Annotated in this window: 20 protein-coding genes; 13 read left to right on the top strand and 7 right to left on the bottom strand. The window is 72.2% G+C overall.

Annotated features, from left to right (window positions below):
• Positions 1-24: 24 nt before the first annotated feature.
• From QRX50_RS45785 to eccD, 5 genes are read left to right on the top strand one after another with little or no spacing between them, the layout of a single operon-like run.
• The gene (locus QRX50_RS45785) at positions 25-1,116 is read left to right on the top strand and encodes a WXG100 family type VII secretion target (protein ID WP_285969297.1); all 1,092 of its coding nucleotides are present in this window, start codon (positions 25-27) and stop codon (positions 1,114-1,116) included.
• A 3-nt stretch (positions 1,117-1,119) separates the two neighbouring features.
• Complete coding sequence (locus tag QRX50_RS45780) at positions 1,120-2,472, top strand: hypothetical protein (RefSeq protein WP_285969296.1); 1,353 nt, start codon at positions 1,120-1,122, stop codon at positions 2,470-2,472.
• Positions 2,473-2,488: 16 nt separating this feature from the next.
• Positions 2,489-2,992, top strand: a complete 504-nt coding sequence (locus QRX50_RS45775; protein ID WP_285969295.1) for a hypothetical protein — start codon at positions 2,489-2,491, stop codon at positions 2,990-2,992.
• Positions 2,989-3,312, top strand: coding sequence for a YbaB/EbfC family nucleoid-associated protein (locus tag QRX50_RS45770; protein ID WP_220237990.1), 324 nt, complete (start codon positions 2,989-2,991; stop codon positions 3,310-3,312). Before QRX50_RS45775 ends, QRX50_RS45770 begins: the two co-directional genes overlap by 4 nt.
• A complete protein-coding gene (gene eccD, locus QRX50_RS45765; RefSeq protein WP_285969294.1) occupies positions 3,309-4,688 on the top strand; it encodes a type VII secretion integral membrane protein EccD in 1,380 nt (459 codons plus the stop codon). The genes QRX50_RS45770 and eccD overlap by 4 nt, the downstream gene beginning before the upstream one ends.
• Here eccD and QRX50_RS45760 read toward each other — a convergent pair.
• From QRX50_RS45760 to QRX50_RS45750, 3 genes are read right to left on the bottom strand one after another with little or no spacing between them, the layout of a single operon-like run.
• The gene (locus QRX50_RS45760) at positions 4,685-5,476 is read right to left on the bottom strand and encodes a class I SAM-dependent methyltransferase (protein ID WP_285969293.1); all 792 of its coding nucleotides are present in this window, start codon (positions 5,474-5,476) and stop codon (positions 4,685-4,687) included. The genes eccD and QRX50_RS45760 overlap by 4 nt on opposite strands.
• A 4-nt stretch (positions 5,477-5,480) precedes the next feature.
• Entirely contained in the window at positions 5,481-6,182 is a 702-nt protein-coding gene (locus tag QRX50_RS45755; protein WP_285969292.1) for a GNAT family N-acetyltransferase, read from the bottom strand.
• Positions 6,183-6,197: 15 nt separating this feature from the next.
• On the bottom strand, positions 6,198-7,187 hold the full coding sequence (locus QRX50_RS45750; RefSeq protein ID WP_285969291.1) for an Lrp/AsnC family transcriptional regulator: 990 nt from the start codon (positions 7,185-7,187) through the stop codon (positions 6,198-6,200).
• A gap of 97 nt (positions 7,188-7,284) precedes the next feature.
• On the opposite strand from QRX50_RS45750, the gene QRX50_RS45745 reads away from it, so the two are divergent.
• Positions 7,285-8,625, top strand: a complete 1,341-nt coding sequence (locus tag QRX50_RS45745; protein WP_285969290.1) for an MFS transporter — start codon at positions 7,285-7,287, stop codon at positions 8,623-8,625.
• Here the strand turns inward: QRX50_RS45745 and QRX50_RS45740 are convergent.
• Positions 8,580-9,689, bottom strand: coding sequence for a type VII secretion protein EccE (locus tag QRX50_RS45740; RefSeq protein WP_285969289.1), 1,110 nt, complete (start codon positions 9,687-9,689; stop codon positions 8,580-8,582). The two genes, QRX50_RS45745 and QRX50_RS45740, sit on opposite strands and share 46 nt — an antisense overlap.
• A gap of 145 nt (positions 9,690-9,834) precedes the next feature.
• Here QRX50_RS45740 and eccB point away from each other — a divergent pair, with 145 nt between their 5' ends.
• From eccB to QRX50_RS45725, 3 genes are read left to right on the top strand one after another with little or no spacing between them, the layout of a single operon-like run.
• Positions 9,835-11,256, top strand: coding sequence for a type VII secretion protein EccB (eccB, locus tag QRX50_RS45735; RefSeq protein ID WP_285969288.1), 1,422 nt, complete (start codon positions 9,835-9,837; stop codon positions 11,254-11,256).
• A 14-nt stretch (positions 11,257-11,270) separates the two neighbouring features.
• Positions 11,271-11,954: a response regulator transcription factor gene (locus tag QRX50_RS45730; RefSeq protein WP_285969287.1), complete on the top strand. Its 684-nt coding sequence runs from the start codon at positions 11,271-11,273 to the stop codon at positions 11,952-11,954.
• A 1-nt stretch (position 11,955) separates the two neighbouring features.
• A complete protein-coding gene (locus QRX50_RS45725) occupies positions 11,956-12,615 on the top strand; it encodes a response regulator (protein WP_285969286.1) in 660 nt (219 codons plus the stop codon).
• Between the two features lie 435 nt (positions 12,616-13,050).
• On the opposite strand, the gene QRX50_RS45720 is transcribed toward QRX50_RS45725, so the two are convergent.
• Positions 13,051-13,845: a carbon-nitrogen hydrolase family protein gene (locus QRX50_RS45720; protein WP_285974735.1), complete on the bottom strand. Its 795-nt coding sequence runs from the start codon at positions 13,843-13,845 to the stop codon at positions 13,051-13,053.
• Between the two features lie 84 nt (positions 13,846-13,929).
• Here QRX50_RS45720 and hisD point away from each other — a divergent pair, with 84 nt between their 5' ends.
• From hisD to hisB, 3 genes are read left to right on the top strand one after another with little or no spacing between them, the layout of a single operon-like run.
• Entirely contained in the window at positions 13,930-15,255 is a 1,326-nt protein-coding gene (gene hisD / locus QRX50_RS45715) for a histidinol dehydrogenase (protein ID WP_285969285.1), read from the top strand.
• Positions 15,252-16,370 carry a histidinol-phosphate transaminase gene (locus tag QRX50_RS45710; RefSeq protein ID WP_285969284.1) on the top strand — a complete coding sequence of 373 codons (1,119 nt, stop codon included), beginning with the start codon at positions 15,252-15,254 and terminating at the stop codon, positions 16,368-16,370. Before hisD ends, QRX50_RS45710 begins: the two co-directional genes overlap by 4 nt.
• Positions 16,367-16,966 (top strand): imidazoleglycerol-phosphate dehydratase HisB, encoded by a 600-nt coding sequence (gene hisB, locus QRX50_RS45705; RefSeq protein ID WP_285969283.1) that lies wholly within the window; start codon positions 16,367-16,369, stop codon positions 16,964-16,966. The genes QRX50_RS45710 and hisB overlap by 4 nt, the downstream gene beginning before the upstream one ends.
• Positions 16,967-16,997: 31 nt before the next feature.
• Here hisB and QRX50_RS45700 read toward each other — a convergent pair whose 3' ends face one another.
• Positions 16,998-17,501, bottom strand: a complete 504-nt coding sequence (locus QRX50_RS45700) for a GNAT family N-acetyltransferase (RefSeq protein ID WP_285969282.1) — start codon at positions 17,499-17,501, stop codon at positions 16,998-17,000.
• Positions 17,502-17,662: 161 nt separating this feature from the next.
• Here QRX50_RS45700 and QRX50_RS45695 point away from each other — a divergent pair, with 161 nt between their 5' ends.
• Positions 17,663-17,821: a hypothetical protein gene (locus QRX50_RS45695; RefSeq protein ID WP_285969281.1), complete on the top strand. Its 159-nt coding sequence runs from the start codon at positions 17,663-17,665 to the stop codon at positions 17,819-17,821.
• Positions 17,822-17,848: 27 nt separating this feature from the next.
• Here QRX50_RS45695 and QRX50_RS45690 read toward each other — a convergent pair whose 3' ends face one another.
• Positions 17,849-20,041: an MMPL family transporter gene (locus tag QRX50_RS45690; protein WP_285969280.1), complete on the bottom strand. Its 2,193-nt coding sequence runs from the start codon at positions 20,039-20,041 to the stop codon at positions 17,849-17,851.
• Positions 20,042-20,170: the final 129 nt, after the last annotated feature.

The following is a 20,170-nucleotide window of genomic DNA, read 5'->3' as shown; positions in this document are numbered from 1 at the left end:
CGACTCCCGAGCAAGTGAGGTCCGATGCTGACATTCCCGAACTCCAGCGCGATGGACGCCACGGCGTCCTCGGGTGGCCCGATCACCACGCTGCCGCAGATCGTCACCGGCCAGCCGGAGCAGATCGCGAAGCACGTGCTCGACCTGCTGCACAAGGCGAGCGAGTTCGCGTCGCTCTACACCGAGCTGAGCAAGGCGGCCGACCAGCTGGGCAAGGTCTGGTCCGGCACCGCGTCGGAGTCGGCACTGAAGAAGATCACCGACTCGCTCGACCAGCTGACGAAGATCATCGGCGTGATCGAGAAGGGTGCGCAGCTGCTCGGCGTGTCCGGCACGCTCCTCAAGACGGCGCAGGAGGCCTACCGCTCGGTGGTCTCGGCGGTGAACCCCACCGTCGCGTCGCTCATGTCGAACTGGTGGACCTACGGCGCAGCCGTGGCGCTGTCCACGGCCACGAGCGCTTCGTTGAAGGCGTTCATCACGGCGATCGGCGCGCTGCTCAAGGCACTCGGCGCGGGTGACCTGGCCAACCAGATCACGCAGGTCGCGCAGATCATCGGCGAGATCGAGAAGCTGTTCCACGGCGGTGACGCCGGTTCGGCCGCCGCGGCCGGGGCCACGGGCAACACGGCCGTGTCGAGCACGCCGGTCACCGCTCCGCAGGCGCCGCCGTCGGTGGCGAGCGCAACCGGGCAGCGGGCGGTCGCCGGTGGCACCGGCGGCGGTGTGGGCGGCGGGGCGACGGCGCCGGCCGGGCAGCCGCCATTCACCAACTACACGCCGCCCGCGCTGGCCGGGGCCACGGGCAACACCCCGACCACGCCGGTGACGGCCAACGGCACCCCGCTCGACCCGTCGAACAGCTGGATCGCCGTCGACCCGAGCACCTCGGCCCCGAGCACCACGCCGATCACGCCTCCGGCCGGCGGAACCGGCGGCACCGTCAGCCCGTTCGCCCCCGCGGGTGCGAACGAGGTCGTGATCCACACCGACCTGTCCACCGGCCAGTCGACGGTCGAGGCGCCCGCCGGCCAGGACCTCGACATCGACCTGGACCTCACCTACAACGGCCAGCATTTCCAGCAGCACGTCGACATCGACGCGAAGGGCGCCTAGGCCATGGCCGTCGACGCCTCCGGGGTCGTCAGCTCGGTCCTGTCGTCCTACCGGCAGGTGCTGGTCGAGTACCAGCGCCGGGTCACGGGCGACCCGGCGGCGCTGAGCACCGCTTCGCAGCAATGCAGCACGCAGGCGTCGACGGTGTCCGGCAAGGCGACCGAGATCTCCCAGGCGGCCAAGGATCTCCACACCGACTGGGACGGCGCCGCCTACACCGCCTACGCCACGGCCGCGCAGAAGTCCGCCGACGAGCTCACCGAGGACGCCACGTTGCTGGCCGACCAGGCCAAACGCCTCGCGTCCGCCGCACAGCTGCTGCAGTGGGCGCGCCAGGCGCTCGACTCGGTGCTCGCGCAGTTCGACCAGTACGGCGCGCAGCTCACCAGCCAGGCCAAGGCCGCCAACCCCAACTCGGTCGGCGCGTTCATCTCCGCCGCGCGCCAGCTCGGCGAGCAGGCCGTCGCGATGGCGAAACAGGTGGCCGACGAGGTTTCCGAAGCCCTGGCCCAGCTTTTCCCGCCCGAGGGCGTCGGCCGGCTGGAACACGAGCTCGGCAAGCGGAGCACGGGCGCGCTGAGCTGGCTCAACGGCGAACCCCTCGACGGGCGCAAACGGCCGCGCACCGTGCCCTCGTGGTTCGGCAACTCCGGCTGGAAAAAGCTCACCTGGGACGGCCTGCAGGGCACGCGCGCGCCGAAGAAGGCCGACACGCCGTTCGGGCAGCCGGAGCCGGAAACCTTGGAGGACGAGGCGTTCAAGAACACCGAGATCACCTACCTCAAGGGCCAGCACGACCAGGACGGCTTTTCCCCCGAGTACGACGGGAAAATCACCTCCGAGGGCTGGGACGCCAAGGCCTCGGGCCACGCCCAGCTCGCCGCGCTCGACAAGGACGTGGACGGCAAGCTCGAGTACGGCGTCGCGGAAGCGCAGGGGAAGGCGTCGGTCTTCGCCGGCGGTGAGGTGAGCGGTTCGGCGCAGCTCGGCGCCCATGGGCTGGGGCTGCACGGCAACGCGTTCGTCGGCGGCAAGGTGGAGGGCGAGGTCTCGGCCGACGTCGTCGGCGTCGGCGTCGGCGCCAACGGCACGCTGCAGTACGGCCTCGGCGCGCAGCTGGACGGCCAGGCCGTGTACGACGCCGGGCACATCAAGGTGAACTTCAAGGCGGGCGTCGCGCTCGGTCTCGGCGCGGGCGTGGGGGCCAAGATCGACATCGACCTGCCGAAGCTGGGCCACACCATCGGCGAATACGGCGGCGCGGCGGTCGACGCCGTCGGCAGCGCGGCCGGCGAAGCCGCGGACTACGTCGGCCACACCTGGGACGACGCCGTGAACTACGTGGGGTCGTGGTGAAAACACAGTGACTGAAGTGCCTTCCGACACCGTCTCGCTCCCGCTGGGTTTCGACGTCCCCGAGGGGTGGACGCCGCTCGACCCGGTGGGGGCGGGCGCGCCGGGCGTCGCGTTCGTCGCGATGCACCCCGAAGGAGGCTTCACCCCCAACATCACGCTCGGCGTGCGCCAGCGCCCCGACCCGGCGACGCTGGCCGAGATCGCCGACGAGGCCGTGGAACGCCTGGGCCGCACCATGGCGCTGCTCGACGTGGTGAGCCGCCACGACGTCGGCAACGCCACCGCGCCCGGTCTCACCCAGGTGCTGCGGATGCGCACCGGCGAGGGCACCGACCTGGTGCAGATGCAGGTGCACCTCACCGTGCCGGGCGCCGACGGGCCGGTCGGGCGCGTGGTGCTGGAGCTCGTCTTCACGGCCGAACCCGAGGCCGCACAACGCCTTACCCCCGACTTCCGGAAGTTCGTCGCCGGCGTGCACGTCCGCCGCACCCACCTCGCAGGAGAAGGAGAACAGCTGTGACCGACCCGTATGCCGTGCCGGACATGGACGAACTGCTGGCTCAGGTCCGCCGGCAGACCGAGGAGGTGCAGCGCATCCAGCGCTCGGTCGAGGCCATGGAGGTCAAGGCGGCTTCGCGGCAGAACGAGGTCACGGTGTCGCTGCGGGGCGACGGCCGCTTCACCTCCATCGACATCGACCCACGCGCGATCCGCGAGTACGACGCGCGCAACCTGTCGGAGATCGTGCTCGAGGCGGTGAACGCGGGCCTGCAGAAGCTGGCCGAGGCGAGCAGTGCGAAGTTCGCCCCGGTGATCGAGGCGTCCAGGTCCGTGCAGTGAGCGCGCCGGCACTGGCCGGGTCCACCCGGCGCGTGACGATCGTGACGCCGCGCGCCCGCGTCGACGTCGCGTTGCCGCAGCAGAGCACGTTCGCCGAGCTCGTGCCGCAGCTCGTGCGGCTCGCGGGCGCGACGGGCCAGGCCGCGGCCGAGCATCCGGGGTGGGTGCTCTCGCGGCTGGGCGGCGCGCCGCTCGCGCTCGGGCTCACCGTGGCCGCCGCGCAGGTGCGCGACGGCGAGGTGCTGCACCTGACTCCCCGCGAACGTCCCCGCGGCCCGCTGCTGTTCGACGACGTCGTGGACTCGATCGCGAGCGTCGGCGACGCCGCGTCCACCGCGTGGGGCCCTCGCGTCGCGCGGCGCGCGGGCATCGCGGCGGCTGTGGTGCTGCTGGCGGCCGGTGGGCTGCTGGTGCAGGCGTCGACGGCGGGCAGTGTGCTGGCGCCGATCGCGACGGGCCTGTTGTCGCTGATCCTGCTGCTCGGCGGCGGTGCGTTGAGCCGTGCCTACGGTGATTCGGGCGCGGGTGCGGCCGGTGCGGTGGCCGGGGTGTTCGTCGCGCTGCTGGCGGGGATGTCGATCCTGCCGCCGCACGGAGTGTTCTCGTTGTCGGCCGGTCCGCTGGCCGCCGGTTTGGCCGCGGTGACGGTGTACGGCGTGCTGGCCGCGGTGTCGGTGGCCGATCGGCTGCCGATTTTCGTGGCCATCACGGGATCGGCCGGTCTCGGTGCGTTGACGACGGGCGTGGTGCTGGTGTCCGGGGTGAAGCCGGTCGCCGCGGCGGCTGTCGCGGCGGTTTTGGCGACGGCGTTGGCCGCGGTGGCGCCGATGCTCGCGCTGCGCCTGGGCCGGCTGCCGTTGCCGCGGGTGCCGGACGACATGGAATCCTTCCGGGCCAACGAACAGCCGTCCCTCGGGGCGGAGGTCATCGGCCGGACCACCTATGCACAGATGTTGCTGACGGCGTTGCTCGTGGCTTTGGGTCTCGTCGTGCTCGCTTCGGCGGTGACGCTGGCTGTTTCGGGTGGGCCGTGGGAGGCGGGGCTGGCGGCTTTGGCAGGCGTGGCTTGGGTGCAGCGTTCGCGGTCGTACGCGGGCCGGCTGCAACGCCTGGTGCTCGCCGGATTCGGCGTGGTCACGGTGCTCACGGCCGGCGCGTGGCTGATCGCGACCGACAACCGCACACTGCTTCTTGCCGCCGGCGCGGCCTTGCTGATCGCCGCGGTGGTTTGCCTGGTGTACGCCACGCGCGTGGCGAAGGGGGTGCGGTCGCCGTATTGGTCGCGGTTGCTGGACGTGTCGGAATTCCTGGTGCTGCTGGCGCTGGTGCCGTTCGTGGGGATGATCGCGGGGGTGTACGAAGCCGTGCGCGGCTAGATGACCGCGGTCACGAAGTGGCTGCGGCCGGGGACGACGCCTTCGGGCTGGGGGTGGAGTCGGCCGTGGTTGGCGTCCGCTGCTCCCGGTGCGGTGATGTGGCCTGGGTGCCAGCCGCCGGCCCGGAACAGCGCGGCGGGGTCGTCGGAGCCGAACGGTGGCGGGAAACCGTTGGCGGCGCACCATTTTCGATACGGCTGCATCGCGGGGGAGTCGAGGCCGGTGGTCCCGGTGACGTCGGCGGCGAAGCGGCTGCCCGGTCCGCACAACCGTGCTGAGGTCTCGAGCAGCGTGACGATCTGGTCTTCGGCGAAGTAGAAGAACAGGCCTTCGGCGAGCCACAGGGTTTGCGCGCCGGCCTGGTAGCCCGCGTCGAGCAGAGGTGTCGCCCAGTCGGTGTTGAGGTCGGCCGCGACGGTGTGGCGGCGGCACCTCGGGGTGGCCTGTGCGAGGACGGGTTCCTTGGTGGCGAACACTTCTGCACGGTCCACTTCGTACCAGTCGAGCGTGGCCGGCAGGTCCAGCCGGTACGGGCGGGTATCCAGGCCCGCGCCCAGCAGCACGACCTGCGTCACGTCCCGTGCCGCCGTGGCCAGGTCGTCGAACCAGCGGACGCGTACGGGGAGGTACGGGTTCTCGCTGCCGGTGGCGCGTTCGGAGGCGGCCATCGTCGTGAAGCCGCGTTCCCCCGCCAGTTCCCGGGCGAAGGGGTCGTCGAACAACCGGTCCGCGCGCTCGGACTCGCGAGCGCGGACAGCGGCGATCCAGAAGGCACTGCCCACGGTCATGAGCTCAGGACCACCAGGTGGCCGAGCCGACCGTCGTGAAACCGAGGGAGTCGTAGAGCGGCTTGCCGGGTTTGGCGGCGGTGAGGGTGACGGTCCGTCCGTCCACTTCGGACAGCGCCGTGAGCATGAGCGCGCGGCCCACGCCGCGGGAGCGGTGGGCCGGCACGGTCGTGACCCAGTAGAGGCCGACGGCCGCGCCGTCGTCGATGACGAGGCAGGCGCCGGCGGGTTCGTCGTCGCGGGTGACGAGCCAGGTGGTGACGCCGTCGCGCTCCAGCAGGACGGGCGGGAAGACCTCGCCGCGGACGTAGGGCTGGTGGCGTCCGAGCGGGAAGCCGTGGACGACCACGTTTTCCACCGTCGCCAGCAGGTCCGGGGTGTCGGCGCGCAGGGCGCTGAGCTCGCCGAAGCCGGGACCGGTGCGGGTCATCACGGGCAGCTGCCGCGAGGTGAGACCGAGGGGTGACATGTCGACACAGCCGTACGCGTCTTCGACCAGGACCGTCGGCGCGTTCTTCGCCAGCTCGGTGAGCTCGGCGACGTCGTCGGCACTCGGGGCCGCGGTTCGCAGCACGATCCGCATCCCGCTGCGCTCGCCGCCGTGCACGCACACGAACCCGGGCCGCGTGGTCACGGCGTGGCCGCGGCTCTCGGCGACGATCGTCCAGAAGGCGGCCGCGTTGGCCACCGCGAGGTCCAGCGTCATGCGCCCGACCCTAAATCAGCGGGTGGACCTCTCGGAAGGGCCGATTCGACCATCGAACGGAGTGCCAATCGGGCTGGCGGACTTGAGCGTCCGGAGCACCGGAGCTGTCTCGCAGGTGCGGATGCCGTCGATCGCGCCGAGGCGTTGCGTGAGGTATCGGTGCAGGTCGGACGCGTCGGTGCAGAGGGCGTGGGCGAGCAGATTGGTGGGACCGGTCGTCGCGGCGACGACCGCGAGCTCGCGGTGCCCGGCGAGCGTCGTGCCCACCGCGTCGAGGTCCGCCGGCGCGACGGCCATCCACAGCAGCGCCTGCGTGGTGGCGCCGAAGAGTCCCGCGTCGATCTCGACGTCGAAGAACAACGCGCCGGCCGCCCGCAGGTCCGCGAGCCGCCGCGCGACGACGGCGGGGGAGCGGCCGGTGGCGGCCGACAGCTCGGCCTGGCCCGCGCGCCCGTCCTGGCCGAGTGCGGTGAACAGCGGTCCGTCGGCTTCGGTGAGCGGGACCGGGCTGGGACTGACCTTTCGGGCCAGCCGCGCTTGCTGCTCCTCGGTGAGCCCGTCGACGCGGCCCTGCCACGCGGACGGGCCGCCGAGGTAGGTGCGGAGCATCCGGTGCGCCGAGACGCCGGTGATGCCCGCCGTGCGCGGGATGTCGCGCAGCAGCAGGGAATGGTCGCGGTCGGTCGAGGTGACGACGACCGTGCAGATCTCGGTGCCGCCGCCGGCGAGCTTCACCCACGTCGTGTCCCTGCGGCGCGCGAGCGCGGTGGCGACGCGCTGGGCCACCCCGGGCACCACCGTCAGCCGCACGAGCCACTGCGCCTGCCCGGTGCGATGCGGGTCGGCGAGCCCGACCACGCGCAGGCCCGCCTCGGCGCGCAGCCGCCGGTAGCGGCGCGCGACGGTCTGCGTCGAGACGCCCAGCACCGCGCCGATCCGGGCGAACGGCGCGCGGCCGTCGAGCTGGAGGGCGTGGACGAGAGCGCGGTCGAGGTCGTCGAGCATGGAGCGATTCTGCGCTCGGTCGGGCCTGGGTGGAATCTTTGTCCACAAATCGGCTTGTGGCTGGAACGTCGTCCCGGCCTTTCGCAAGCTCGGTGACATGCCGAACCACCACCGCTGGGCCGCGCTCGCCGTCCTGCTCGTCGCCGAGGCGATGAACCTGCTCGACGCCACGATCGTCCAGGTCGCCGCACCCGCGATCCACGCCGAGCTGGGCGGCCCGGCGACCACGATCTCCTGGTACAGCGCGGCGTACACGCTGCCGTTCGCACTGCTGCTCGTGACCGGCGGCCGCCTCGGCGACATCGCGGGCCGGCGCCGGGTGTTCCGGATCGGCGTGGCCGTGTTCACGCTCGCGCCGGCGGCCTGTGCGCTCGTGCCTTCGCCGGTGCTGCTGCTGGTGTTCCGCGCGATCCAGGGCGCCGCGGCCGCGCTGGTGATCCCGCAGACGATCGGCCTCATCCGCGCGATGTTCGACGCCCCGGACCGTGCCAAGGTGCTCGGCGCGATCGGTCCCGTGATGGGCCTCGCCGCCGTGTGCGGCCCGGTTCTCGGCGGCGTCCTCACGCAGGCCTGGTCGTGGCGCGCGGTGTTCCTCGTGACGGTGCCGCTGGGGCTCGCGGTGTTCTTCGCCGCGGGGCTGCTTCTCGAAGACCGGGCTTCGGCGCGGCCGCGCCTGGACCTCGTGGGCACCGCGCTCGTCGCGGTGGGTGCGGGCCTGGTGGTCTACCCGCTCGTGGCCGGCTGGCACGTCGGGATCTTCGCGGGTGGCTTGGTGTTGCTCGTGGTGTTCGGCTTCCACCAGCGTTGGCGTCGCGACCGCAGCCCGCTGATCGAAGCCGGCCTCTTCCGCGACGCGGGTTTCTCCGCCGCGCTGCTCACGTCGGTGCCGTTCTTCGCGGTGATGAACGGCCTGATGCAGGTCGTCGTGCTCCACCTCCAGGTCCCCGAACACGCCGGCGCCCGCAGGGCCGGTCTGACGCTGCTGCCGTGGTCGGCCGGTCTCGCGGTGTCCTCGTGGGTCGCGGGCACCTACCTCGTGCCCCGCTTCGGTGGCCGGTTGCTGTTCGCCGGCCTCGCCCTCCTGGCGGCCGGCGTGACCGGTCTGGCCGCGGCGTTCGCGGCGGGTCGGTCACCGCTGGTGCCCCTCGCCGTGGGCGGGTTGGGGATCGGGCTGTTCACCGTGCCGTTCTTCACCGTGGCGCTCCACCGCGTGCGGCCCGAGGAAACAGGGTCGGCCGCGGGCCTGCTCAACGCGGTGCAGCAACTGGGCGCCACGCTCGGCGTTGCGTCGCTCGGCAGCGTGTTCTTCGCCGAGGGCGCGCCCACCGCGTGCTGGGTCGCGGTGGCACTGCTGGCCGCCGCGGCGGTGACCGGCTTCGGGATGGCCCACGATCAGGTCAGCGCGAGCGGCAACGTCCGCCGTACCGCCGCCTCGTGACCCCCGTGCAGCGGAACGGCCGAAACCCCTTGCACCACCGGCGTTACCGCACCCGAGCGGGCCCCAACGCGCAAGGTCACGTCGATGCGTTCGCGGCCGCCCGGGGTGCGGCGCAGGGTGGCGGATGTGGCGGTGAACGCGGCGTCCGGCACGGAGAGGCCGAGGATGTGGGCCAGGCCGCGGGTCGAGCGGGGGCGGTAGCAGGACTGGGTGGCGCCGGACCAGGACCAGGCGCGCCAGCCGTCGCCGTCGGTTTCCAGGGGTACGGGGGAGGCGGGGACGCCGAGGGCCACGCGCAGTTCCGCGGTCAGCTCGCCGGCTTCGAGCACAGTGGACGGATAGCCCGCCTCGGCCAGCGCGACCATGAGGCTCAGCGCCGCGCTCGCCGTGCTGCGCAGTGCGCCGAGTTCGCCGCCGCCGCGGGCGAGGGCGGCGATGGGGGCGTCTTCGGGGCGGTAGCGGACGGCGAGCCAGCGCGCGCGGTAGACCTGCGCGCCGCGGGGCACGGCCCAAATGAGCAGCTGCACGGCGGCGAGCGGGATGTCGGTGCCGTGGAAGGACTTGCGCAGGATGGTGAGCAGCGCCTCGGCCGGGGGCTCGCTCGCACCGGGCGTGAGGCGGACGATGGCGCTCCAGTCGCCGTCCACCTCGGCGACGCCGAAGCGGTTGCCGGCGCGGTCCACGTGCTGGCGCACCCGCACGGGCCCGGCGACGCGGTGCAGCGGATCGGGACTGTCGCGGCGGCTGTCGTGGCGCCGCAGCCGGTAGCCGAGCCACGCGCCGGCCCACGCGGCGAAGTGGCGGCCCCCGACGCGCACCGACGTGGTCAGGACCAGCACCCCCGCGACCGCGGCCACGGCGATCCGCACGGGCGGCGCGACCCCGTCGACCAGGAACACCAGCAGCACCGCGATCCCCGCGAGCTCCCACAGCGCGGCCTGCAGCGGCCGGACCGGCAGCAGCCACGGCAACGCGGCGGTGCCGGTCCGCGAAGCCGGCACGGTCACGGCCGTCGGTCCGGACGGTGCCTGCGCGGGCGGCGCCGGCGGTGCTGACACGGACACAGGCGTCCCCTTCCCCGGGCGGTACCGGCGACGCTAGCGCCCCACACACCGGGGCGTGGGCGTAAAAATTACCCTCGTCGTCCGCGTCCGGGCGCTCCTACGCTCGCGCCCGGAAGAGGCGCGAAGGGCAGGGGGCCGGGGCACCGTGTGGACGCAGCGGGACCAGATCCAGGCCTACCAGTTCCTCCGGCGCAGGCTCGTCTCCGCGCTCGTGGCCGCCGACGCCAACCACCCCGTCTCGCCCAGCCGCCGGCTTGTTCTCGGCACGGTGCTGGGCCTGGCCGCCGCGCTGCTCGTGACGGCCGTGTTCGGTGTGATCGGCCTGCTCAACCCCTCGGGCGGCAAAGACTGGCTGGCCGGCGGGCACGTGATCGTCGAGGAGGGCACGGGCGCGCGGTTCGTGCTCGGCGCCGACGGCGCGGTGCACCCGGTGCTCAACTACGCCTCGGCCCGCCTGCTCGCGGGCGGCAACGGCGACGCGACCGTGTCCGTGTCCTCCACCGACCTCGGCACCGCCCCGCGCGGCACGGAGATCGGCATCTCCGGCGCCCCCGACTCGCTGCCCGCCACGACCGCGTTGGTCTCGGCCCCGTGGACCAGCTGCAGCCGCACGACGCAGGACGCGCCCGCGTCGGCCGAGCCCCTCGTGGCGGTGGTGCTCGGCGCACCGGCCGCGGGGACGGACCTGCCACGCGGCTCGGGCGTGATCGTCCGGCTGCCGGCGGGCCAGCGCTATCTCGTCGCGGACGGGCGCCGCTACCAGCTCAGCGACGAGGCCGCGGCCGCGTTGCAGTTCGACAGCTACCCGACCATCGCCGTGTCGTCGCGGTGGATCGACACCGTGCCCGCCGGACGCGACCTCGGCGAGATCGCCGTGCCCGGCGCCGGCGGCCCCGGTCCGCGCGTCGGCGGCGTGAACACCCGCGTGGGCGAGGTCCTCGGCGTGGTCGACGCGATGGCCGGCGCCGGCGACGCCACGTCGTACTACCTCGTGCACTCCGACGGCCTCGAGCCCGTCGGCCAGACGGAGGCGAGCCTGCTCGTCACCACGCCCGGCAACGAGTCCGCGTACGAGGGCAACCCGTCGCCGGTGCGCGTGCGCGCGGCCGACGTCGCTGCGGTGCCGAAGGTCGCGGCTTCGCGGGCCGGCGGCGCGGACCCGGCCGCCTACCCGGACCGGATCCCCGGCAAGGCGGCGATCACCGGCTCGTCGGTGACGCTGTGCGCGCAGGGCGGGCGGATCTTCGTCTCCGCCGACGTCCCGGTGCCGCCAGGCGGGCGCGCGCTGCCCGTCACGACGCGGCGCGACGCCCGCGTGGCCGACGAGGTGTTCGTGCCGCCCTCAGGTGGCGCCGTGGCTTCCGACACCGGTTCCGGCACGACCTACCTGGTCACGGACCTGGGGCGAAAATATCCGGTCACGACCGCCCCGGCGCTCGCCTCGCTCGGTTACGGTTCCGTGGCCAGGCAAGCGCTCGCGAGCGGTCTCCTGGCACTGGTGCCGACGGGACCCGCGCTGGATCCGGCCACGGCCGGGCAGCCGGTGCCGTCGGGTGGAACGGGGTGAGCGAGTCGGTGCACATGACAGAGGAACGGCCACGCGCCGAAGACACGCAGTCCACCCGGATCCGGGTGGCGGTGATCGAAGACCACCCGCTCTACCGGCGGTCGCTGGAGCGCGTGCTCGCCGAGTCGCCGGACATCGAGCTGGGGGCGGTCGTCGACTCCGTCGCGCGCTTCCACGTGGAACGCCAGCCGCCGGGCTCGGTCGTGCTGCTCGACCTCGGGCTGCCGGGGGTCGCGGGCGCCGCCGCCGTGCTGGAGGTGTGCGAGCTCGGGCACCACGTGCTCGTGGTCTCGGCGCAGGCCGAGTCGGAGCAGGTGCTCGCCGCGATTTCCGCCGGGGCCAAGGGGTTCCTGTCCAAGGACGTGGATGTCGACGAGCTGCTCACGGCGATTCGAGCGGTCGCCGAGGGTGGTTCGTACGTGTCGGCCGTGGTCGCCGGGATGATCATCAAGGACAACACCGAACGGCCGGTGGCGCGGCCCGAGATGGAGCTCTCGCCCCGCGAGGAGCAGGTCCTGCGCTTGGTCGCGGCGGGCGAGCGGGACATCGACATCGCCGCCATCCTCGACATCGGCGTCCGCACCGTGCGCGGCTACCTCGACCGCATCCGCGACAAAACGGGCGAACGCCGCCGGCCGGGCCTGGTGAAGGAAGCCATCCGGCGAGGCCTGGTGGGCGGCGCGGGAAGGACTTCGTGACATGACCGACGCTGGGGGAGCCTCGGAGGGTGCCGCCGATCTGATTCGCGTCGGCGTGATCGAAGACCACCCGCTCTACCGCGACGCCGTCGCCCGCGTGCTCACGGAGGCCCCGGACATCGAGCTCGGCGCCGTCGCCGACTCCGTTGCCCGCTTCGCCGTGCAAGAGCAGCCCGCCGGCAGCGTGGTCGTCCTCGACCTCAAACTCCGCGGCGTCCAGGACGCGGCCGCCGTCCTCGAGGTCGGCCACATGGGCCACAAGGTCCTCGTCGTCTCCGCCCACGCCGAACAACCCGAAGTCCTCGGCGCCATGCAAGCCGGCGCCAAGGGCTTCCTCTCCAAGGACGTCGACGGCGACGAACTCCTGCGCGCCATCCGCACCATCGCCCAGGACAACGCCTACGTCTCACCCACCCTGGCCGGCATGATCATCCAGGACAGCGAAGACCGCCACGCGGGCCCCAAGATCGTCCTGTCGGAACGCGAAAAGCAGGTGCTCCGCCTCGTCGCCGCCGGCGAACGCGACGTCGACGTAGCCGAGATCCTCAACATCAGCGTCCGCACCGTCCGCTCCTACCTGGACCGCATCCGCGACAAAACGGGCGAACGCCGCCGCGCCGGCTTCGTCCGCGTAGCCATCCGCGAAGGCCTACTCCGCTAGCCGCCCCCGCCCCGCCTCCCGGCCCCGCCCACCCCACCCCAATGCGGCGTTGGTTGCGTTCAACGCACCGAACGCCACATTGGGTGCGCCCAGCGCACCGAACGCCACATTGGGGCGCTTTGGCCCCATCCAAGCGCCGCCCACCTGCTCAACTTACGACGCATCCAGGCCGCGTAGGCCTGCGCAACCGCCGCCTACCCACCTGCGGAACCTGCACCCAGTCCCGCCCCGGCACCCCGATCCGAAGCCTTTTTGCAGGCGGCGAGCCGTGTCAAGGCACGCTTTCCCGCCTTGACAGCGGTTCACCGGCCGTCGACACAATCCAGCTTCGGGGTGCACGCCTGCCGCAACACGCCCCCGCGAGGACCGCATCACCCGACAACCCCACCGCAACACGCCCCGCGAGGACCGAGCCCCCAGCCCCCAAAACAGACCTCACAACCTCCGATTAGCCAACGCCCCAGTAGCCCCCCGAGCCTTCCCCGCCACCCCCGGATCCAGCTCCACCACCACCATCTCCGGTCCATCCCCCAACTCCACCAGCACCCGCCCAAACCCGTCCGCCACCACGGAATGCCCAATCCCCGTCGGCGCCTTCGGGTTCACCTCGATCCCGGACACAGCAGGATCAGCCTGCCCACACCCCACAACCCAACACCCGGAATCCAACGCCCGCGCCCGCACCAGCACCCGCCACTGATCCAGCTTCCCCTCACCCGCACCCCACGACGTCGGAACCAGCACGATGTCCGCACCGTCATCCGCCAGCCGCCGGAACAGCTCCGGAAACCGCATGTCGTAACACGTCGCGACCCCGAACACCGTGCCCTCGACCTCAAAGGTCACCGGCACCTCCCCCGGCGCCACCGTGTCCGACTCCGCGAACCCGAACGCGTCGTACAGATGGATCTTGTCGTACCCCAGCCGCTGCCCGAGCCCGGTGATCAGCAGCGTGTTGCGGACCCGCCCGTCGTCGGCCGGCGTGAACATCCCCGCCACGATCAACACGTCATGATCCGAAGCGATCGCCGACACCGCCGAGGCCCACGGCCCGTCCAGCGGCTGCGCGACCGGCGCCAGGGGCCGGCCGAAGCGCGCCATCGTCGCCTCGGGGAACACGACGATCCGGGCGCCGTCCGCCGCGGCGGCCTCGACGCCGGAGCGAACCAGTTTCAGGTTGTCCTCCGGATCGTCGCCCGAGTTCAGCTGGCACAACGCGATCCGCGGCACGGCGTTCTCCCTCATCGTGGGACGGCAGGTCACCACCGAGTATCCCTGCCCGGACGCCGAGAGCCACCTCGTACCCTGGTCACCATGCTGAACCGCACCGACCTGCGTGGGCAGGTCCCGACCGCCGCCGAACTGCGCGCCGCCCTGCCGCGCGCCGAATACGACGTGGACGCGGCGCTGCATCACGTTCGGCCGGTGGTGGAGGCGGTCCGCGACCGCGGTGTGGAGGCCGTCCTCGAGTACACCGAGCGGTTCGACAAGGTCCGGCCCGCCTCGGTGCGCGTGCCCGGGGGCGAGCTCACCAAGGCCCTCGAAGCGCTGGACCCGCAGGTGCGCGCCGCGCTCGAGGAGTCGATCACGCGCGCCCGCAAGGTGCACGCCGACCAGCGCCGCCAGGACGTGACCACGCAGGTGGTCCCCGGTGGCACCGTCACCGAGCGCTGGGTGCCGGTGGAGCGCGTGGGGCTGTACGCGCCGGGCGGGCTGGCCGTGTACCCGTCCACCGTGGTCATGAACGTCGTCCCCGCGCAGCTCGCGGGGGTGCGCTCGCTGGTGGTCTGTTCGCCCCCGCAGGCGGCCTTCGGCGGCCTGCCGCACCCGACGATCCTCGCGGCCGCCGCGCTGCTGGGCGTCGACGAGGTGTGGGCAGTCGGCGGCGCGCAGGCCGTGGCGCTGCTCGCGTACGGCGGCACGGACACCGACGGCGCCGAGCTCGCGCCCGTGGACATCGTCACCGGTCCGGGCAACATCTACCTCACCGCCGCCAAGCGCATGGTGCGCGGCGTGATCGGCATCGACTCCGAAGCCGGGCCCACCGAGATCGCGATCCTCGCCGACGAGACGGCCGACCCGGTCCACGTGGCGGCCGACCTGATCAGCCAGGCCGAACACGACCCGCTCGCGGCCAGTGTGCTGGTCACCACGTCGGAGGAACTGGCCGACGCCGTGGACAAGCAGCTCGCCGAGCGCGTCGCGGCCACCAAGCACAGCGAACGGGTCGGGCAGGCGCTGGGCGGCAAGCAGTCGGGGATCATCCTGGTGTCCACTGTGGACGACGGCCTGCGCGTGGTCGACGCCTACGCCGCCGAGCACCTCGAGATCCAGACCGCCCACGCCCGGGAGGTCGCCGGCCGCGTGCGCAACGCGGGCGCGGTGTTCGTCGGAGCCTACGCTCCGGTGTCGCTGGGCGACTACTGCGCCGGCTCCAACCACGTGCTGCCCACCGGCGGCTTCGCGCGCCACTCCTCGGGCCTGTCGGTGCAGAGCTTCCTCAAGGGCATCCACGTGGTCGACTACAGCGAGGACGCGCTGCGCGAGGTCGCCGGCCGCGTCGTCGCGCTGGCCGACGCCGAGGACCTGCCCGCCCACGGCGAGGCCGTGACCGCGCGGTTCGCGGGGGAGGGCCGATGACCGAGGAGACCCCGGCCGTGCCCGGCGCCGAAGTGACCCTCGACGCCCTGCCGCTGCGCGAGGACCTGCGCGGCAAGAGCCCGTACGGCGCGCCGCAGCTCGACGTGCCCGTGCGGCTCAACACCAACGAGAACCCGTATCCGCCGCCACCCGAGCTGGTGGCCGACGTGGCCGAGGCCGTGCGCGCCGAAGCCGCTTCGCTGCACCGCTATCCGGACCGCGACGCCGTCGCGCTGCGCACCGAGCTCGCCGACTACCTCACGGTGTCGACGCGCGTGGTGCTGTCGGAGGCGAACGTGTGGGCCGCCAATGGGTCCAACGAGATCCTGCAGCAGATCCTGCAGGCCTTCGGCGGGCCGGGCCGCAGCGCGCTCGGCTTCGAACCGTCGTACTCGATGCACCCGATCATCTCTTCCGGCACACGCACGGAGTGGGTGCCGGTGCCGCGCCGGCCCGACTTCACGCTCGACACCGCGCGCGCCGCCGAGCTGGTGGCCGAGCGGCAGCCGGACATCGTGTTCGTGACGAGCCCGAACAACCCCACGGGCGGGTCGATCCCGCTGGAGCAGCTGCGCGGGGTCCTCGAAGCCGCGCCGGGCATCGTCGTCGTGGACGAGGCCTACGCCGAGTTCTCCTCGCAGCCCAGCGCGGTCCAGCTGATCGCCGAGTACCCGGCGAAGCTGATCGTCTCGCGCACGATGAGCAAGGCGTTCGCCTTCGCCGGCGGACGGCTGGGTTACCTCGCGGCCGCGCCGGCCATCGTCGACGCCCTGCAGCTCGTGCGCCTGCCCTACCACCTGTCCAAGCTCACGCAGGCGTCCGCGCGCGCCGCCCTGCGCCACGCCGACGCCACGCTCGCCACCGTCCACAAGCTCTCCGCCGAACGCGACCGCGTGGTGGAAGCCTTGCTGGGCCTCGGGTTCACGCCGGTGCCGAGCGACGCGAACTTCGTCCTCTTCGGACCGTTCGCCGATGCGAAGGCGAGCTGGCAGTCCTACCTGGACCACGGCGTGCTGATCCGCGACGTCGGCATCGAAGGCCACCTGCGCGTGACCATCGGCACCCCGGAAGAGAACGACGCGTTCCTCGAGGCGAGTAAGGAAGTACCGCGATGACCCGCATCGGCAAGGTGGAACGCACGACCAAGGAGTCGTCGATCCTGGTCCAGCTGGACCTCGACGGCACCGGCCAGGTCGAGATCTCCACCGGCGTGCCGTTCTACGACCACATGCTCACGGCGTTCGGCGTGCACGGTTCGTTGAACCTCAAGGTCGAGGCCACCGGCGACCTCCACATCGACGCGCACCACACCGTCGAGGACACCGCCATCGTCCTGGGGCAGGCGCTGCGCCAGGCCCTGGGCGACAAGAGCGGCATCCGCCGCTTCGGCGACGCGTGGATCCCCATGGACGAAACCCTGGCCCACGCGGCGATCGACGTCTCGGGCCGGCCGTACTGCGTGCACGTGGGCGAGCCGGAGCAGTTCAACACCTTCACGATCGGCAACAACTACCCGTTCGTGCTCACGCGCCACGTGTTCGACTCGCTGTCGTTCCACGCGCAGATCGCGCTGCACGTGCGCGTGATCCACGGCCGCGACCCGCACCACATCGCGGAGGCGGAGTACAAGGCCGTCGCGCGGGCTCTGCGCGCGGCTACGGAACCCGACCCGCGCGCGGGCGGGATCCCCTCCACCAAGGGCGTTCTGTAGGAAAGCTCGCCGAGGTCGGGACACCGCCTGACTAGATCTCGAGGTGCGAGTCGACTCCGCCATCGTGCAGGTCGACATTCGCGCCGACGGATTTCATCAGGCGTTGTGCCGCCTTGTTGTCCGTGGTGGTCGAAGCGACGTACCGGCCGCCGCCGCCTTCGCGGGCCGCGTCGATCAGGGTCTCGGTGACCCACTTGCCGATCCCGCGGCCCCGGGCCCAGCGGGCAACCCAGACCTGGGCCTCGATCTCGACCGATTTGCCACGGTGGACGGGGTGCAGCCGCGCGCCGCCGACGATGGTGCTGCCGACCTGGATGGTCCAAGCGGTGGTGGTCGCCGTCTCCGGGTCGAGCGAAACCCGTCGGTGGAACACCAGGAACGCCTCGCGCCGCTCAGGGGTCCAGCCCGGTGGGCCGTCCATCGGCGGCAGCACCTCAAGTGGGTCGGCGCCCTCGACCGCGACGTCGAGCAGCCGGACCAACGCCTCCTCGTCGAGAGGGGTCAGGACGATCTCCGAATCGGGCGTTCCGCTCACCCGGAGAGCTTGCCACGTCGAGGCGCCGGACGCGACGGTCGGCCCAGGTCTGTAACAGCGAGGGAGACGTGCGTCACGTACTCGGCGTGCCCGCGCACCGGCACTGAGAGCGCCGCTGCCCAGTCCCGGCCGGGCGACGGCGGTGTGGCACGCTGAGCCACGTGAGCAAAGAGGTTGTCGCCATCCTGCTGCTGGCCCTCGCGGGCTTCCTGGCCGGTGGCGTCTACTCCACGTGGAAGACGGCGAAGTTCATCGCCGTGGCGCTGGGTGTCGCGGCACTGCTGGCGATCGGCGGTGCCGTCGCCTGGCTGGTCGGCTGAGCGACCCGCCAGGCGGACGGCACGGCCTCACACTCGAGCGGGCTCGCGCTCGTCGTCACTGCGGCTGCCGGGCGCTTCGAGCGCCGTGGCCAGGCCCTCACCTTCCACGTCGACGTTCGGCAGCACCCTGTGCAGGCCGCGCGGCAGCCACCAGGCGTGGCGCCCGAGCAGCGACATCACGGCCGGCACGATCGTCATCCGGATCACGAACGCGTCCACCAGCACACCGAACGCGAGCGCGAACCCGATCGACTGGATCAGCGTCGACTCCGCCAGCACGAAGCCCGCGAACACGCTGATCATGATCAGGGCCGCGGCCGTGACCACACGCGAGCCGTGGCGGAAGCCGGTGACCATGGCTTCGGCCGGGTCGGCGCCGTGCACGTGCTCCTCGCGCATCCGCGTCACCAGGAACACCTGGTAGTCCATCGCGAGTCCGAAGAGGACACCGATGAGCAGGATCGGCAGCATGCTCATGATCGGCCCGGTCGACGCGACGCCGAGCAGGTCGGTCAGCCAGCCCCACTGGAACACCGCGACCGCGGCGCCGAACGTCGCGACCACCGAGCCGAGGAAGCCGAGCGTCGCCTTCAGCGGCACCACGATCGAGCGGAACACCAGCATCAGCAGGATGAACGCGAGGCCGACGATCAGCGCGAGGTAGGGGATCATCGCGTCGGACAGCTTCTCGGACACGTCGCTGTTCGCGGCCGTCTGGCCGGTCACGGCGAGGCTCGCACCCGTGGTCTCGTGCAGCGGCTCGGACTGCGCGCGGATCGCCGCCACCAGGTTCTCGGTCTGTTTGCTGCTCGGCCCGCTCTTCGGGATCACGGTCAGCAGCGCGGTGTCCCCGTCGGCGTTCACGCGTGGCGGTGTGACCCCGGCGACGTCGGGCAGCGTGCCGATGCCCGCGACGGCCTGCTTCAGCGCCTCGGGGTCGTGGTTCACACCGGTGTCGACGACGACGAGCAGCGGGCCGTTGGCGCCGGCGCCGAAGCTCTCGCTCACGAGGTCGTAGGCCTTGCGCTGCGTGGAATCCGGCGGCGCGGTGCTGTCGTTGGGCAGGCCGAGCTGCATGCTCAGCGCCGGGATCGCCACCACGACGAGGCCGGCGAGCGCGGTGAGCAGCACGGGCCAGCGGTGCCGGGCGACGAACCGCGCCCAGCGCTCGCCGTGCGAAGCCCTGTCCGTCTTGCGGCGCAAGCGAATGCGGCCGCCCAGCACCCGGGTACCGGCGAAACCGAGAATGGCCGGCAGCAGCGTGAGCGCGATGAGTACGGCGATCGCGACGGTCGCGGCCGCGGCGATGCCCATCTGGCCGAGGAACGGGATGCCGACCACGGTGAGCCCGGCCAGCGCGATGATCACGGTGAGCCCGGCGAACACCACGGCGGACCCGGCCGTGCCCGCGGCCCGGCCCGCGGCCTCCTCGGGTTCTCGCCCGATGCTGAGCTCGTGCCGGTAGCGGGAGACGATGAACAACGCGTAGTCGATGCCCACGGCGAGCCCGATCATCAGGGCCAGCACCGGAGTGTTGGAGTTCAGCTCGAGCGAGCCCGAGGCCAGCATGATGCCCGCCATGCCGATGCCGACGCCGATCAGCGCGGTGAGCAACGGGATGCCGGCGGCCAGCAGTGACCCGAACGTGATGATCAGCACGACGGCCGCCACGGCCACGCCGAGGCCCTCGGTGGCGCCGGTGGCGGGCATCGCCTGCACCGCGTCGCCGCCGAACTCGACTTCGAAACCGCGCTGCTTGGCCCCGTTCGCGCTCTCGAGCAGCGCCTGGCGGTCGCTGTTCGTGAGCTCGAAGCCCTTGACCTGGTAACTCACCTGGGCGAGCGCCACGCGGCCGTCCGGTGAGATCGACTTCGCCTGGAACGGGTCGGCCACGCTCGCGACCTTCGGGGCCGTCTTGAGGCTCGCCACCGTCGACTCGACCGCGGCCTTGCCGGCGGCGTCGGTCACGGTGTGGCCCTGCGGGGCCGCGATCACGACCCGCGCGGTCGCGCCACCGGCCGCCGCCTGCGGAAACTTCGCCTGGAGCTGGTCGATCGCCTGCTGGGACTCGGTCCCGGGAATCGTCACCGAGTCCGAGAGCTGGCCGGACAGTGTGAGCGCACCGACGCCCAGCGCCACGAGCACGGCCGCCCACACGGCCGAGACGAGGGCGCCGCGCCGGAACGACAATCGGCCGAGCCGGTACAGAAATGTCGCCACGAGTGTTTCTCCGTTTCGCCCGGATGGGGCCTTCGTCACACGAACCAGTGATTCCGAAGCTAGCCGATCGGCAAGGAAGCTTCCAAGTCGATCGGCAAGTATGTGACTAGCCGCACGGCTAGGAGTTTG

Origin of the sequence: Amycolatopsis sp. 2-15, assembly GCF_030285625.1 — a bacterium.
GTDB classification, from domain to species: Bacteria; Actinomycetota; Actinomycetes; order Mycobacteriales; family Pseudonocardiaceae; genus Amycolatopsis; species Amycolatopsis carbonis.
This window is presented reverse-complemented; position numbering and strand designations above follow the sequence as displayed.

Coding starts and splice junctions, on each gene's coding strand:
- QRX50_RS45730 (WP_285969287.1), top strand. CDS start 11,271: ATGACAGAGGAACGGCCACGCGCCGAAGACACGCAGTCCACCCGGATC.
- QRX50_RS45710 (WP_285969284.1), top strand. CDS start 15,252: ATGACCGAGGAGACCCCGGCCGTGCCCGGCGCCGAAGTGACCCTCGAC.
- hisB (WP_285969283.1), top strand. CDS start 16,367: ATGACCCGCATCGGCAAGGTGGAACGCACGACCAAGGAGTCGTCGATC.
- QRX50_RS45745 (WP_285969290.1), top strand. CDS start 7,285: ATGCCGAACCACCACCGCTGGGCCGCGCTCGCCGTCCTGCTCGTCGCC.
- QRX50_RS45785 (WP_285969297.1), top strand. CDS start 25: ATGCTGACATTCCCGAACTCCAGCGCGATGGACGCCACGGCGTCCTCG.
- QRX50_RS45780 (WP_285969296.1), top strand. CDS start 1,120: ATGGCCGTCGACGCCTCCGGGGTCGTCAGCTCGGTCCTGTCGTCCTAC.
- hisD (WP_285969285.1), top strand. CDS start 13,930: ATGCTGAACCGCACCGACCTGCGTGGGCAGGTCCCGACCGCCGCCGAA.
- QRX50_RS45755 (WP_285969292.1), bottom strand. CDS start 6,182: ATGACGCTGGACCTCGCGGTGGCCAACGCGGCCGCCTTCTGGACGATC.
- QRX50_RS45750 (WP_285969291.1), bottom strand. CDS start 7,187: ATGCTCGACGACCTCGACCGCGCTCTCGTCCACGCCCTCCAGCTCGAC.
- QRX50_RS45725 (WP_285969286.1), top strand. CDS start 11,956: ATGACCGACGCTGGGGGAGCCTCGGAGGGTGCCGCCGATCTGATTCGC.
- QRX50_RS45760 (WP_285969293.1), bottom strand. CDS start 5,476: ATGACCGTGGGCAGTGCCTTCTGGATCGCCGCTGTCCGCGCTCGCGAG.